Genomic DNA, 13,989 nt, shown 5'->3' with positions numbered 1-13,989 from the left:
ACGGCCGAAGATGCCGACCGCATCCGGCCGTTGAATACCCGTCTTTCCCGCAAAAGGACTCCCATGCGCCCTACCCGCCGTCAGATGCTTGGTTCCGCCGCAGCCCTCAGCGGTGCCGCCCTTGCCCCCACCACGCAGGCCGCGACGGCCCCGTTCAAGGCCAGTTGGGAGTCGCTGGGCGACGCCTATCAGACGCCAGACTGGTTCAAGGACGCCAAGCTGGGTCTGTGGTCGCATTGGGGGCCGCAGTGCGTGCCTGAGGCGGGCGACTGGTACGGACGGCAGATGTATATGCAGGGCAATCCCTATTACGACCTCCATGTGCAACGCTATGGCCATCCGGCGCATCATGGGTTTATGGAGATCATCAACGACTGGAAGGTCACGGAATGGGACCCGGAAGGCCAGATCGCCCTGTATAAGGCCGCCGGTGCCAGATACTTCGTGTCGATGGCCAATCACCACGACAATCTGGATATGTTCGATTCGAAGTTCCACAAGTGGAACACGCTGAACGTCGGCCCGAAGATGGATATTGTCGGCCGCTGGGCGAAGGTGGCGCGCGCCGCCGGTCTGCGCTTTGGCGTCTCCAACCACGCGGCCCACGCCTGGCACTGGTGGCAGACGGCCTATGGCTACGATCCGGAAGGGCCGATGCGCGGTGTACGCTATGACGCGGCGCGCCTGACGAAATCCGATGGCAAGGGCAAATGGTGGGACGGTCTCGATCCGCAGGACCTTTATACTGGTCCAGCCGGGGACATGGTGCCGCCTGACGGCCTGACCACGATCAAGGCAATGAACGACTATCACGATCAGCATTCGGGTCAGTGGCTGGAGACCTCGCCTAACGCCTGGTACGCCAGACAGTGGTTGCTGCGGCAGAACGATCTGGTCGATAAGTACCGGCCCGATTTTGTCTATTTCGACAATTACGGACTGCCGCTGGAGCAGGCAGGGCTCGATGCCACGGCCTATTTCTACAACCAGAACCGCAAATGGAACGGCGGCAAACTGGAGGCCGTCGTTACCGGCAAGAAGCTGGACGCCAGACAGAAACGCGCCATCGTCGATGATGTCGAGCGTGGCTTTTCCGACCGTCTGCGCGCCGAATACTGGCAGACCTGCACCTGCATCGGCAACTGGCACTACGACCGCGGGCTTTATGAGCGCAATGGCTATAAAACCGCCAAGGACGTCATCCAGCGCCTCGGCGATATCGTCGCCAAGAACGGCAATATGCTGCTGTCGATCCCGCAGCGCGGCAATGGGGCCATTGACGAAAAGGAAGTCAAAATCCTTCAGGACATGGCGGCGTGGATGACGGTGAATGGTGAGGCCATCTTTGGCACCCGCGTCTGGACGATCTACGGTGAAGGCCCGGCCCGCTTTGCCGAGGGGATGCAGAACGAGCACGCGCAGAAGGGCTTTACCCACGAAGACATCCGCTACACCACCAAGGGGGAAGTGCTCTATGCGCTGGGGCAGGACTGGCCCAACAACGGATATATGAGCCTGACGGCCATGGCGCAGGGGTCAGCCCAGCGCAAGGGCACGGTCGAGCGCGTCGAACTGCTGGGCCACGGTCAGCCGCTGGCGTTCGGCCTGTCGATCAACGGGCTGAATGTGAAGTTGCCCGAAGCGCGCCCGACCTTTACCCCGGTGCTGAAGATCATGGGATCGGGGATCGTATAAAGCCCATTGAGCCGACAAGGGCTCCGGGCCTTCGCTTGCCTATACTGGCCACTTTTGCTAGGGTGAGCGTGTCGGCAACCGACCGTAAGCGTGTAACGTTAAGCAACGCACCTCAACCCTGTCAGTGGACGGGGCCTGATCATAGGTGCCCTGTGCTGACGTTTTTTTCCCGAAAGAGACACTATGCTGTTTCCACGCTTACCGGCGCGCTATGGCGCGTTCGCCCTGCCCTTTATCCTGTCGATCATCATGACCTTTGTGGTGTCGCTGATCTCGACTCTGAAGGCCGTGGGGCTATCTGCGGGCTTTATCGGCCACTGGCTGCCCGCCTGGGGCCTTTCGTGGCTGATCGCCTTCCCCACACTTCTGCTGGTGCTGCCTCTGGTCAGGCGCATTGTCAGGCTGGTGGTCGCCGACGAATAGCAAGGCTGTCTCGTATCCAAGCGGGTTGCGAAAAGGGAAATCTTTCGCAACCCGATCATAAAACGCGAGCGGTAAATGGTTATTTCTTGACCGGCGACAAAGTGCCCTTGGCAAAACCCGCCGTGGCTGCCGGCTCGATCTTAACCTTTGCCGCCTTCGGCTTGCGGATTTCCTTGTTGGATTTTTTCTGTCCTTTAGCCATGGTCGGTGTCCTTATGATTATGGTTATTGAGGATATTGAAAGACGAGCTGGCTGGTCTGCATATCATAGATACGCGCCTGTGTCGCCCCGTGCCAGCGGCTGTGGGCCGGCAGGTGAGCCTTGGCATGGTCGATGGCCAGATTGAGGTCCGATCCCCACGGCACCGAGGTCACTTCGGCGTCTTCGGCATTGAGGAAAAAGATTCGATACATCAGGGCTCTCCCGTAAGCGCGTCCCACAAGGGCCAAACCTTGTGGTCGGATGCGCGTCAAAGGTGGAGGCGACGTTTCAACAGGGTCGAAACGGCACCGGGCGATCCCCCGCCGGAAAAGACCGTGACCTATCGCCGCCAAATAGAGCCGCAATGAGGCGAAATGCGGCTTTTCCACGACAGAGTGCCGCTATGTTACGCAGAGCGACAGACCCCGTGCACAATCGTGACCGCCTCAGGGCAATTCGTCATTGACCCGGCGGGACCAAATCCCTATGTGTGCGGCCGTTTACCCGCAGCCTTGCCCGCCTCTGGCCTTCCTACAGGAGTATTTGACCATGACTGATCTTCTTCCCGGTGTAACGGGGGTTCTGGTTCTGGCCGATGGCACCGTGTTTCAAGGCCTGGGCTGCGGCGCGACCGGCGATGCGCTGGGCGAAGTCTGCTTCAATACGGCCATGACCGGCTATCAGGAAATCCTCACCGATCCGTCCTATATGGATCAGATCGTCGCCTTCACCTTCCCGCACGTCGGCAATGTCGGCGTCAATCCGGAAGACGTCGAGCAACTGGGAGATGATCCGCGCCGCGCCGCCAGGGGCGCGATCTTCCGCGACCTGCCGACGCCGCCCGCCAACTGGCGCTCGACCCTCAGCTTCGATGCGTGGATGGCCTCGCGCGGTGTGGTGGGCCTTGCCGGGATCGACACGCGTGCGCTGACCAAGCGCATCCGCGAAAAGGGCATGCCGCACGGCGTGATCGCCCACAACCCCGAAGGTCAGTTCGATATCCCCGCCCTGACTCAAAAGGCCGCCGAGTGGGCGGGCCTTGTCGGGTTGGATCTGGCCAAGGACGCCACCTCGACGCAGGCGGCGCAATGGACCTCCGACCTGTGGAAGTGGTCCGAAGGCCATAAGGATGGTCAGAAGGCGGACTTCAACGTCGTCGTCATCGACTACGGTGTGAAGCAGAACATCCTGCGCGCCCTGATCAGCGTCGGCGCGGCGGTCAAGATCGTCCCGGCCCAGACGCCGGCCGAAGAGATTCTGGCGATGAAGCCCGATGGCGTGCTGCTGTCCAACGGTCCGGGCGACCCGGCCGCCACCGGGGCCTATGCCGTGCCGCAGATTCAAAAGCTGGTTGCCGCCGGTTTGCCGGTGTTCGGCATCTGCCTCGGCCATCAGATGCTGGCTCTGGCGCTGGGGGCGAAGACTCTCAAGATGGAACAGGGCCACCACGGTGCCAACCACCCGGTGAAGGACCTGACCACCAACAAGGTCGAGATCGTCTCGATGAACCACGGCTTTGCGGTGGACCGCGACAGCCTGCCCGCCGGTGTGGTCGAAACCCACGTCTCGCTGTTTGACGGCACCAATTGCGGTATCGCTCTGGCCGGCAAGCCGGTGTTCAGCGTCCAGCATCACCCCGAAGCCTCGCCCGGCCCGGTCGATTCGCTCTACCTGTTTGAACGTTTTGCGCACTATATGCGCGACGCTAAGGTGGCGGCGTAAAGCCGCCTCCAGGCCTCAATGGATGGGTTCAGGATACTGACGGACAAGCATGTCGGCGGAGCTATAATTCACGCTCTGGCCCTCCTCTACACCTTGTTTGCGGCCTATTGGGTTCATCGCAAACCGGATTGGAATGAGGCCGTCGAGGCTCAGATCGTCTGGACATCGGATGGCGGAAGCGGCTTTGCTTTTTTGTGCCGCTTCCATGACCCAAGCGGGAAGAGGCATTATTTTCCGTTTGTGTTTAGGTCGCCGCAAACGGGGTTTGCGGTCGGCCAATCTGTGCGGATCATTTACTGCAAATACACCCCACTGCTTTGCTATCTCGAAACGGAACGCGCTGCCTACACGCGATTAGTGACCCTTAGCGCCTTGGTTTTTAGCCTTGCTGATGCTTTTGTCGCTCATCAAACGCTTCTGACCTTTGACAAGACGCCACCGCTGCGGGTCACAAAGGGCGCTGCCCCGCAAATTCGGTTATGATTTTGCCGAACCTTCTGTAAAATCCTAGAGCGCAATCCGATAAAGTGGAAAACACTTTTCGGAAAAATTGCGCGACCAAACAAAACTTAGAGCCATTCGGCGGCTCAACTGAGCCGACGAATGCTCCAAGGATACCCCTGTTTGCACCGTTGAGGGCACATGCCGTTTTTTCGTTACAAAGATAAGACCATACTGTTCATTCATGTCCCTAAAACGGGTGGCTCGACGATAGAAGAATGGATTGAAACCTTCGCGGACATAAACCTTTTACAGAACAATACTGTAATCGGAGAAAACCCTTATGGAATGCCCGAAATTCTTCCCTGCACACCGCAGCATCTGATGCAGTCCGAAATTGATAAGTATTTCACGGATCGTTTCGACTATACATTCACAGTGGTTCGCAATCCTTATAAACGCGTGGAAAGCGAATTTAAATTCAAACAGATCATCCATAAGGTTCTGGGCACTGTGCCTGACCAGAGCTTTGACGAATGGGTCAGGACAATCGGTGATCAGTTTGCCCATGATCCCTGGGCGCGCGATAATCATCTGCGACCGCAACACGAATTTTTTGACGCTCGAGCAAGACTGTTCCGCTTTGAAGAGGGACTGTTGAACATTTGTCGCGCCGTGAGCGAGGATATAGAGGCGCCTGCCCCGGATGACCGTCTGAGCCACGTCCTTGACGGATCGGCGCATAATCACGAGATTGTCTGGAGCGACGAAGGGCGAGCCCACGTCAAAGCCTTCTACAGAGAAGACTTTTCGAAATTCGGTTATGATCCCGATGTTTATCCTCTGTGATCACCGTAACCGATCGAACATTCCCCTCTTTTTGCCCGAATAACGACAGCATGTGCGGCATCGCACGGCATAATTTTTCTTGAATCGCGATGTTTTTGCGGAAAACCGCTCACACTTTTCGACACATCGCTCTAAGGGGTTGCATCCCCGTCCTTAAGGCACTAAAGCACCCGCTTAGCCTGAAAACATAACAGAGCCCACAAGGGTTCATCTTCCACCGGACAAATGCCGCACAAGCATTTGCCCGAAACTTTGCGCGCGACCAGACCTGAAGCCAGACCTGAAGAAAGACAGACATGCCCAAACGTACAGATATCAAGTCCATCCTGATCATCGGCGCGGGGCCCATCGTCATCGGTCAGGCCTGTGAGTTCGACTATTCCGGCGTGCAGGCCTGTAAGGCTCTGCGTCAGGAAGGCTACCGCATCATTCTGGTCAATTCCAACCCGGCCACCATCATGACCGATCCGGACGTGGCCGACGCGACCTATATCGAGCCGATCACCCCGGAATTCGTCGAAAAGATCATCGCCAAGGAACGCCCGGATGCCCTTCTGCCCACCATGGGCGGTCAGACGGCGCTCAACACCGCGCTGGCGCTGGAAAACAACGGCGTGCTGGCCAAGTACAATGTCGAAATGATCGGTGCCAAGGCCGAGGTCATCGACAAGGCCGAAGACCGTCAGAAGTTCCGCGACGCCATGGACAAGCTGGGCCTTGAATCGGCCAAGTCCGCCGTCGCCCACAGCTGGGAAGAGGCGGTTGAGGCGCTGAAGACCATCGGCGGCCTGCCCGCCGTCATCCGTCCGTCCTTTACGCTGGCCGGGACCGGCGGCGGCATCGCCTACAATCAGGAAGAGTTCCGCGACATCGTCACGCGCGGCCTCGACCTCAGCCCCACCACCGAAGTGCTGATCGAAGAGTCGATCGTCGGCTGGAAGGAATACGAGATGGAGGTCGTCCGCGACAAGGCGGACAACTGCATCATCGTCTGCTCCATCGAAAACGTCGATCCGATGGGCGTGCATACCGGCGATTCGATCACGGTCGCCCCGGCGCTCACCCTGACCGATAAGGAATATCAGATCATGCGTTCGGCCTCTCTGGCCGTACTGCGTGAAATCGGCGTCGAAACCGGCGGCTCGAACGTGCAGTTCGCGCTGAACCCCGCCGATGGCCGCATGATCGTCATCGAAATGAACCCGCGCGTGTCGCGCTCTTCGGCTCTGGCGTCGAAGGCCACCGGCTTCCCCATCGCCAAGATCGCCGCCAAACTGGCCGTCGGTTACACGCTGGACGAACTGACCAACGACATCACCAAGGTGACGCCCGCCTCGTTCGAGCCGTCGATTGACTATGTGGTCACCAAGATCCCGCGCTTCGCCTTTGAGAAGTATCCAGGCTCCGAGCCGCTGCTCGGCACCTCGATGAAGTCGGTCGGCGAAGTCATGGCCATCGGTCGCACCTTTGCCGAGTCGGTGCAAAAGGCCCTGCGCGGTCTGGAAACCGGCCTGTCGGGCTTTGATGAGGTCGAAATCCCCGGTGTGGCCGGTGCGACCGGCGTCCACGCCATCAAGGAAGCCGTGGTGCGCGAACTGGGCCGTCCGACGCCGGACCGTCTGCGCGTCATCGCTCAGGCCTTCCGCCACGGCCTCAGCGTCGAAGAGATCAACACGGCATGCCATTATGAGCCGTGGTTCCTGCGTCAGATCGAAACCATCGTCGCCGAAGAAGCCAAGATCGGCGCTCTGGGCCTGCCCAAAACCGCGCACGAACTGCGCAAGCTGAAGGCCATGGGCTTCTCCGATGTGCGTCTGGCCAAGCTGACCGGCACGAAGGAAAAGGACGTGCGCGCCGCCCGTCACGGCCTCAATGTGCGCCCGGTGTTCAAGCGGATCGACACCTGCGCCGCCGAATTTGCCTCTTCGACCGCCTACATGTATTCGACCTACGAATCCGGCGCTCTGGGTCAGGTGCCGGAATGCGAAGCCGCGCCGTCGGATCGCAAAAAGGCCATCATCCTCGGCGGCGGGCCGAACCGCATCGGGCAAGGCATTGAGTTCGACTATTGCTGCTGCCACGCGGCCTTTGCCTATAAGGACATGGGCCTTGAGGCCATCATGGTCAACTGCAACCCGGAGACGGTCTCCACCGACTACGACACCTCCGACCGCCTGTATTTCGAGCCGCTGACCGCCGAAGACGTGCTGGAACTGATCAGTGTCGAGCAATCGAACGGCACGCTGGCCGGTGTGGTGGTGCAATTCGGTGGTCAGACGCCGCTGAAACTGGCTCAGGCTTTGGAAGACGAAGGTATCCCCATCCTCGGCACCTCACCCGACGCCATTGATCTGGCCGAAGACCGCGAGCGCTTCCAGCAACTGCTGAAAGAGATCAACCTGACCCAGCCGGTCAATGCCATCGCCCGCACGCCGGAAGAGGCCTTCAAGGCGGCGCATGAGGTCGGCTATCCCATCGTCATTCGCCCGTCCTACGTGCTGGGGGGCCGCGCCATGGAAATCATCCGCGACGACGAGCAACTGACCCGCTATGTGCGCGAAGCCGTGCAGGTGTCGGGCGACTCGCCGGTGCTGATCGACCAGTACCTAAGCGCGGCCATCGAAGTCGATGCCGATGCACTAGCCGATGAAACCGGCGTGTTTGTCGCCGGCATTATGGAGCACATCGAAGAGGCCGGCGTGCATTCCGGTGACTCGGCCTGCGCGCTGCCGCCCTTCTCGCTGAAGCCGGAAACGGTGAAGGAGCTTGAGCGTCAGACGATCGAACTGGCGAAGGCCCTGAAGGTCAAGGGGCTGATGAACGTGCAGTTCGCCATCCTGAACCCCTATACCGACCCGAAGATCTACGTGCTGGAGGTCAATCCGCGTGCCTCGCGCACCGTGCCGTTCGTCGCCAAGACGCTGGGCAAGCCGCTGGCCGGGATCGCCGCCAAGGTCATGGCCGGTCAGTCCCTGTCGTCCTTCGGCCTGACGCCGCGCGATTACCGCCACGTGGCGGTCAAGGAAGCCGTCTTCCCCTTCGCGCGCTTTGCCAATGTCGATACGGTGCTTGGGCCTGAGATGCGTTCGACCGGTGAGGTGATGGGCCTTGACTGGGTGCGCGACGGCGAAGAGATGATCGACGCCTTTGCCCGCGCCTTTGCCAAGTCGCAACTGGGCGGCGGCACCAAATTGCCGACGTCGGGCAAGGTGTTTGTCTCGGTGAAGGATCAGGACAAGCCGGTGATCGTTGAGGCCATCCGCACCCTGCTCAGCCTCGGCTTCGAGGTGTGCGGCACGGCGGGCACGGCCGACTATCTGGCGGCGCAGGGCGTGAAGATCGACACCATCAAGAAGGTGCTTGAGGGCCGTCCGAACGTGCTGGACGCCATCAAGAACGGTGAGATCGCGCTGGTCTTCAACACCACCGAAGGCAAGCAGGCCCTGCTCGACTCCTTCTCGATCCGCCGCACGACTCTGATGATGAAGATCCCTTACTACACCACGGCCAATGGCGCTGTGGCGGCCGTGCGGGCCATCGCCTCAGGTCTCAAGGGCGAGCTGGACGTCCGGTCCATTCAGGAATACGCGTAAGAAAAGCCCCGGTGAAAACCGGGGCTTTTTTTTGGTGCGGAACCTTCATACCTCCCCAGCGTGTTGTGATGGGGTTCTCTGAGCGGAAATTGAGTGCGCTTTTCAAGGCACCCCACCACCGCATCTCACTTGCGGTGCAAGTTCGTGCGGTCCCCCTCCCCGCACTTACGTGCAGGGAGGTATAGGATTTCAGCCCGCCTCGTCGATCAGGCGGCGCATGGCGTCGAGATAATCGACAAAGGCCGCGCGGCCCGCTTCGGTGAGCGTGATGGTCGTCACCGGCTTCTTGCCGACAAAGGCCTTGTCCACCGTGACGTAGTTCGCCTCTTCCAGCTTGCGCACCTGCACCGACAGATTGCCGTCCGTGGATTGCGTCTTGGCTTTCAGCGTCGTGAAGTCCGCCGACCCGGCCGTAGACAGAAAGGCCATGATGCCCAGCCTCAGACGGCCATGAATAACGTCGTCGATACGCTCGATATTGAACTCATCCGGCATGTCTCAGCCCTCCGATGAGCGCATCAGGACAAGGCCCGGAATGGTGGCAATGAGGGTCAGGGTGATGGCATAGCCCAGCATCTGGAGCGGCTGACCGCCGACAAAGGCCAGGAACGGCGCGCTGGCAAAGCTCAGCAGACCCACGCCCGCCATCCACTTACGGCCCGACAGGACGGACACGACCCACCAGCCGACGCCATAAAGGATAACGATAGCCGGTGCGATCAATGGCTGCATCTGTTCCATGGCCTTCATGCCGACTGCCGCCGCCGTCAAGGTAACGAACAGGGCGAAGATGGCAAAACCGACGCCCGACCATACCGAACCGATAGCGCGGTTCATGGCATTGCCGACCCCATAACGGCGCTTAGAGGCGGCGATGGAGGCGATACACAGGACGGCATAGATGGCCGCCGCCACGCCCCAGTTCAGGGCCAGAAACCACGGATTGGGAACCGTGAGAACACCGTCCATGACCAGATACTGCACCACGGCCGCCGCCGAGAAACAGATGCCGGCCCAGAAGAGCGCGCCGCCGTTCATGACCGGGGCGCGCCCGCCATCCAGAGCCAGAGACTTGAGATAGTCGATGTCGCTTTTGAGTGCGTTAGAGTCCATAGGTTTTGCCCCTCCATAAGGCAGCGTTTGATGTCGTCATGGCCCTCTGTCTGAGCGGCCTGAGCTTGTTATGAATGAAGTACTTTATTTTGTAAAGCGCTTTATGTGCGACCGTCATTACATTTTTGTAAGATTGCCGTCCGGGCTTGCCAAAGGGGCCAAAGCCGGGGTTAGTTTCAGGCAAAACCAACCGCGGGAAACCCTCCACATGTCAAACACGTCCTTGTCGCGTCAGGCCTTGCGCATGGCCGCCTCGCTGCTCATCTTGGGGGCCATGCCCCTCACCTCGCAGGCCCAGATGACCAATATCACCACCGTCGCCAAATCCACTCCGGCCAATCCCGCCACCCTGACGCCGGATGCCGCCGATCCGCGTCAGTATCTGGAAGAGGTCGAGGGCGAGAAGTCGCTTGCCTGGGTCAAGGCGCAGAACGAACGCAGCCTGAAAGCCCTGATGGCCGATCCGCGCTTTGCCCAGTACGAAGCCGATGTCCTGAAAATCGTCGAAGCCACCGACCGCATCCCGTCGCCCGGCTTTGCCAATGGCGGCTTCATTGACAATTTCTGGCAGGATAAGGACCATGTGCGCGGCATCTGGCGCCGCACGGACAAGGCCTCGTATCTGGCCGGGGCGCCCAAGTGGGATATCCTGCTGGACTTCGACGCTCTGGCCAAGGCCGAAGGGCAGAACTGGGTCTATAAGGGCGCGTCGTGCCTGCCGCCGCAAAACACCCGCTGCCTGATCAACCTGTCGAACGGCGGCAAGGACGCCGTGACGGTGCGCGAATACGACCTGACGACCAGAAGCTTTGTCGAAGGCGGCTTTAGCCTGCCCGAAGGCAAGCAGATCGTCACGTGGAAGGACAAGGACACGCTCTATGTCGCGCGCGAATGGACGCCGGGCGAAGTGACGCCGTCGGGCTATGCCTTCGTCACCAAGGTGCTCAAGCGCGGTCAGAGCCTTGATCAGGCGGTGGAAATCCATCGCGGGGCCAAGACCGACATGATGGCCTATCGCACCGTGCTGCGCGACATCGACGGCAATTACGTCATGGACTATGCCGAGCGCCGCCCCAGCTTCTTTGAGACCGATACGACGTGGTTCACCGACGCCGGCGAAGTAAAGCTGCCCCTGCCGCTGACCTCGGAAATGAACGCCTACTATAAGGGTCAGGCCGTCTTTTCGCTGAAGGACGACTGGACCAGCGCCAAGGGCACGAAATACCCATCCGGCGCGGTAATCGCCTTTGACCTGAAGGCCGCGCTGAAAGACCCGAAAAACGTCGAGCCCTCGGTGATCTTTGCGCCGAACGATCATCAGAGCGTCGCCGGCATCGGTCAGACGAAGAACCATCTGGTGCTGTCGATCCTGTCCAACGTCACCGGTCAGGTGCAGTCGGTCAGCCTCGTCAATGGCCAGTGGGTGCTGAAACCCCTGCCCCTGCCGGAAAATTCGTCGCTCAGCCTCGGTTCGACCGATGACGAGTCGGATCAGTTGTTCGCCTGGTCCACGGGCTATCTGCAACCCTCGACCCTGTACATCGCCGATGCCGACAAGACGACGGTGACCAAGCTGAAGGCCAGCCCGGAACGCTTCAATGCCGAGGGGCTTAAGGTCGAACAGCACTGGGCCACCTCAAAGGATGGCACAAAGGTGCCCTATTTTGTGGTGATGAAAAAGGACACCAAGCTGGACGGCAATACGCCGACCCTGCTCTATGCCTATGGGGGCTTTGAAATCTCGCTGACCCCGTCCTATTCGGGGGCCATCGGCAAGCTGTGGCTGGAAAAGGGCGGCGCCTATGTGCTGGCCAATATCCGCGGCGGCGGGGAGTTCGGGCCCAAGTGGCACGAGGCGGGCCTCAAGACCAAGCGTCAGGTCATCTATGACGATTTTCAGGCCGTGGCCGAAGACCTGATCAAGAGCAAAATCACCTCGCCGCGTCGTCTGGGCATTATGGGTGGCTCGAACGGCGGGCTTCTGATGGGCGTGCAACTGACGCAGCGCCCGGACCTGTGGAATGCCGTCGTGGTGCAGGTGCCGCTGCTCGACATGCTGCGCTATCACACGCTGCTGGCCGGGGCCTCGTGGCAGGGCGAATATGGCCGGCCGGACGTCCCGGAAGAAGCCGCCTTCCTCAAGACCATCTCGCCCTATCACAACCTGAAGGCCGGGGTGAAGTATCCGGAGCCCTTCTTCGTCACCTCGACCAAGGATGACCGCGTGCATCCGGGCCATGCCCGCAAGATGGCGGCGCTGATGGGGGATATGGGCCTGCCCTTCCTCTATTACGAAAACACCGACGGCGGCCACTCCGCAGCGGCCAACCTCAAGGAAACGGCCAAGCGGAACGCGCTGGAATATACCTATCTGGCGCAGAAGCTGATGGACTAAACCATTATGATTTCTGGTAGAAACATAATGATCTAGGCAGTGGTGACGAATTAGAGCGGGATGATTTTAGATGGAAGCATCATCCCACTCTAAATTTCTGTTCTGTCGCGCAATTTTTCCGAAAAGTGGTTTCCACTTTATCGGATTGCGCTCTAGCGTTTGCGGCCTCCCTCCTCCCCATTTTATGGGGAGGTGCCGAGTTTACGAGGCGGAGGGGTATCTCTACGCTGGGTTATACCCCTCCGTCAGCGTCGCTTCGCTCGCTGCCACCTCCCCACGGGGTGGGGAGGAGAAAATAGCCGCATTAAATCTTAAACTGTCACCACAGCCTAAACTCAAACCCCCTCTTCCCGTCGGAAGAGGGGGTTTTTCTTCCCTCTCGTTAATCTTCGATAAGGGGCGATCTGATCGTTTCCTTACGCGCGGGCTGATACCTCCGAAGGACCACTCACGGAGGATCACCCCATGCGCAAGATCGCCACCGCCGTCGCCCTGATGGCACTCACCGCCGCCTCGCTGTCGGCCTGCTCCAAGCCCGAAGCCCAGCAGGCCGTCGAGGAGGTGCAGGAAACCACCTCCGAAATGGCCACCGATGCCAGGGACGCCATGTCGTCGGCCGCCGCTGATTTCGCCGTCTCCGATCCGATCAGCTATAGCTGCGCGCTGGGCACCAAACTGTCGGTCGTTTTTTCCGATGACAAGGCCGATGTGACGGTGCTGTCCGACAACAACCGCAAGCTCACCCTGCTGAAAACCCCCTCCGGCGACGGCACCCTCTATCAGACGGAGGGCTACAGCCTGCACACCAAAGGCAATGACGCCACGTGGGGTTCGGCGGACGAAGCCTGCACCAAGGGGTAAATCCCTTTGACGGGGCGGCATTCTGGAAATAGTTTCCATTTATGGCCCGCTCTCCTGAACCCACCCCGTCCCGTCCGCGCGGTCGCCCGCGCGAAGACCGGCTCAAGCCTGACGCCCCGGCAACCAATCAGTCGCTGGAAAAGGCCTTGGGCCTGCTGAAAGTCCTGTCTGCCCACGACGGGATGAGCCTGACCGAACTGTCGCGTGAGGCGGGACTGGCCGCCTCGACGGCGCACCGGCTTCTGGCCACCTTGTCGGCGCATGATCTGGTCAGCTGGGATGAGCCGTCGCAGAAATGGGCCATCGGCATTGAGGCCCTACGCATCGGCATGGCCTTTCAGCGCCGTAACCGCATCCTGACCGCCGGGCGGCCGGAAATGCTGCGCCTGATGGAGGCGACAGGCGAGACGGTCAATCTGGCCATGCTCGACGGTTTCGCAGTGGTGTTCGTGGCGCAGGTCGAGTGCGAAGCCCCCATCCGCGCCTTTTTCCGTATCGGCGACCGCCGCTCGGCCCATGCGTCGGGCATCGGCAAGGCCCTGCTGGCGCAGCTTGCCGACCCCGCTCTGGAGGCCCTGCTGAAACGCCGTGAGTTGCCGCAATACACGGCCAAGACCCTGATCACACCAGAAGCCCTCCGCAGCGATCTGAGTGCCATCCGAACGCGGGGCTGGTCGCTGGACGACGAAGAAGCG

General features: G+C 60.2%; 13 protein-coding genes. 9 read left to right on the top strand and 4 right to left on the bottom strand.

Annotation, left to right across the window (positions count from 1 at the left end):
* Positions 1-63 precede the first annotated feature (63 nt).
* Together Q0072_RS13950 and Q0072_RS13945 are read left to right on the top strand one after the other, a co-directional pair.
* The gene (locus Q0072_RS13950) at positions 64-1,695 is read left to right on the top strand and encodes an alpha-L-fucosidase (RefSeq protein ID WP_298331235.1); all 1,632 of its coding nucleotides are present in this window, start codon (positions 64-66) and stop codon (positions 1,693-1,695) included.
* Between the two features lie 183 nt (positions 1,696-1,878).
* Positions 1,879-2,118, top strand: coding sequence for a DUF2798 domain-containing protein (locus Q0072_RS13945; protein WP_298331233.1), 240 nt, complete (start codon positions 1,879-1,881; stop codon positions 2,116-2,118).
* Between the two features lie 79 nt (positions 2,119-2,197).
* Here Q0072_RS13945 and Q0072_RS13940 read toward each other — a convergent pair whose 3' ends face one another.
* Positions 2,198-2,320, bottom strand: a complete 123-nt coding sequence (locus tag Q0072_RS13940; protein ID WP_013479411.1) for a hypothetical protein — start codon at positions 2,318-2,320, stop codon at positions 2,198-2,200.
* 23 nt (positions 2,321-2,343) lie between these two features.
* A complete protein-coding gene (locus Q0072_RS13935) occupies positions 2,344-2,532 on the bottom strand; it encodes a hypothetical protein (RefSeq protein ID WP_126421210.1) in 189 nt (62 codons plus the stop codon).
* Positions 2,533-2,869: 337 nt separating this feature from the next.
* Here Q0072_RS13935 and carA point away from each other — a divergent pair, with 337 nt between their 5' ends.
* From carA to carB, 4 genes are all read left to right on the top strand, one after another.
* Complete coding sequence (gene carA, locus Q0072_RS13930; protein WP_298331230.1) at positions 2,870-4,042, top strand: glutamine-hydrolyzing carbamoyl-phosphate synthase small subunit; 1,173 nt, start codon at positions 2,870-2,872, stop codon at positions 4,040-4,042.
* An 18-nt stretch (positions 4,043-4,060) separates the two neighbouring features.
* Entirely contained in the window at positions 4,061-4,525 is a 465-nt protein-coding gene (locus Q0072_RS13925; protein WP_298331228.1) for a hypothetical protein, read from the top strand.
* Positions 4,526-4,684: 159 nt separating this feature from the next.
* The gene (locus Q0072_RS13920; RefSeq protein WP_298331226.1) at positions 4,685-5,332 is read left to right on the top strand and encodes a sulfotransferase family 2 domain-containing protein; all 648 of its coding nucleotides are present in this window, start codon (positions 4,685-4,687) and stop codon (positions 5,330-5,332) included.
* Positions 5,333-5,628: 296 nt separating this feature from the next.
* Positions 5,629-8,925 (top strand): carbamoyl-phosphate synthase large subunit, encoded by a 3,297-nt coding sequence (gene carB, locus Q0072_RS13915; RefSeq protein ID WP_298331224.1) that lies wholly within the window; start codon positions 5,629-5,631, stop codon positions 8,923-8,925.
* 189 nt (positions 8,926-9,114) lie between these two features.
* Here carB and Q0072_RS13910 read toward each other — a convergent pair whose 3' ends face one another.
* Complete coding sequence (locus Q0072_RS13910; protein WP_126421220.1) at positions 9,115-9,420, bottom strand: transcriptional regulator; 306 nt, start codon at positions 9,418-9,420, stop codon at positions 9,115-9,117.
* 3 nt (positions 9,421-9,423) lie between these two features.
* On the bottom strand, positions 9,424-10,038 hold the full coding sequence (locus tag Q0072_RS13905; RefSeq protein ID WP_298331221.1) for a hypothetical protein: 615 nt from the start codon (positions 10,036-10,038) through the stop codon (positions 9,424-9,426).
* 208 nt (positions 10,039-10,246) lie between these two features.
* Between Q0072_RS13905 and Q0072_RS13900 the strand changes: the two genes are divergently transcribed.
* The 3 genes from Q0072_RS13900 to Q0072_RS13890 all read left to right on the top strand — a co-directional run.
* Positions 10,247-12,433: a prolyl oligopeptidase family serine peptidase gene (locus Q0072_RS13900; protein ID WP_366941815.1), complete on the top strand. Its 2,187-nt coding sequence runs from the start codon at positions 10,247-10,249 to the stop codon at positions 12,431-12,433.
* A gap of 465 nt (positions 12,434-12,898) precedes the next feature.
* Positions 12,899-13,294 carry an MliC family protein gene (locus tag Q0072_RS13895; protein ID WP_298331217.1) on the top strand — a complete coding sequence of 132 codons (396 nt, stop codon included), beginning with the start codon at positions 12,899-12,901 and terminating at the stop codon, positions 13,292-13,294.
* A 41-nt stretch (positions 13,295-13,335) separates the two neighbouring features.
* The coding region (locus Q0072_RS13890) for an IclR family transcriptional regulator (RefSeq protein WP_298331215.1) at positions 13,336-13,989 on the top strand (654 nt) is incomplete at its 3' end.

Source organism: Asticcacaulis sp. (genome assembly GCF_027484505.1).
In the GTDB taxonomy this organism is placed as follows: domain Bacteria; phylum Pseudomonadota; class Alphaproteobacteria; order Caulobacterales; family Caulobacteraceae; genus Asticcacaulis.
This window is presented reverse-complemented; position numbering and strand designations above follow the sequence as displayed.

Excerpts from the sequence above, each read along its gene's own strand:
- Q0072_RS13950 (WP_298331235.1), top strand. The coding sequence starts at position 64 with ATGCGCCCTACCCGCCGTCAGATGCTTGGTTCCGCCGCAGCCCTCAGC.
- Q0072_RS13945 (WP_298331233.1), top strand. The coding sequence starts at position 1,879 with ATGCTGTTTCCACGCTTACCGGCGCGCTATGGCGCGTTCGCCCTGCCC.
- Q0072_RS13935 (WP_126421210.1), bottom strand. The coding sequence starts at position 2,532 with ATGTATCGAATCTTTTTCCTCAATGCCGAAGACGCCGAAGTGACCTCG.
- carA (WP_298331230.1), top strand. The coding sequence starts at position 2,870 with ATGACTGATCTTCTTCCCGGTGTAACGGGGGTTCTGGTTCTGGCCGAT.
- carB (WP_298331224.1), top strand. The coding sequence starts at position 5,629 with ATGCCCAAACGTACAGATATCAAGTCCATCCTGATCATCGGCGCGGGG.
- Q0072_RS13940 (WP_013479411.1), bottom strand. The coding sequence starts at position 2,320 with ATGGCTAAAGGACAGAAAAAATCCAACAAGGAAATCCGCAAGCCGAAG.
- Q0072_RS13895 (WP_298331217.1), top strand. The coding sequence starts at position 12,899 with ATGCGCAAGATCGCCACCGCCGTCGCCCTGATGGCACTCACCGCCGCC.
- Q0072_RS13910 (WP_126421220.1), bottom strand. The coding sequence starts at position 9,420 with ATGCCGGATGAGTTCAATATCGAGCGTATCGACGACGTTATTCATGGC.
- Q0072_RS13900 (WP_366941815.1), top strand. The coding sequence starts at position 10,247 with ATGTCAAACACGTCCTTGTCGCGTCAGGCCTTGCGCATGGCCGCCTCG.
- Q0072_RS13920 (WP_298331226.1), top strand. The coding sequence starts at position 4,685 with ATGCCGTTTTTTCGTTACAAAGATAAGACCATACTGTTCATTCATGTC.
- Q0072_RS13905 (WP_298331221.1), bottom strand. The coding sequence starts at position 10,038 with ATGGACTCTAACGCACTCAAAAGCGACATCGACTATCTCAAGTCTCTG.
- Q0072_RS13925 (WP_298331228.1), top strand. The coding sequence starts at position 4,061 with ATGGATGGGTTCAGGATACTGACGGACAAGCATGTCGGCGGAGCTATA.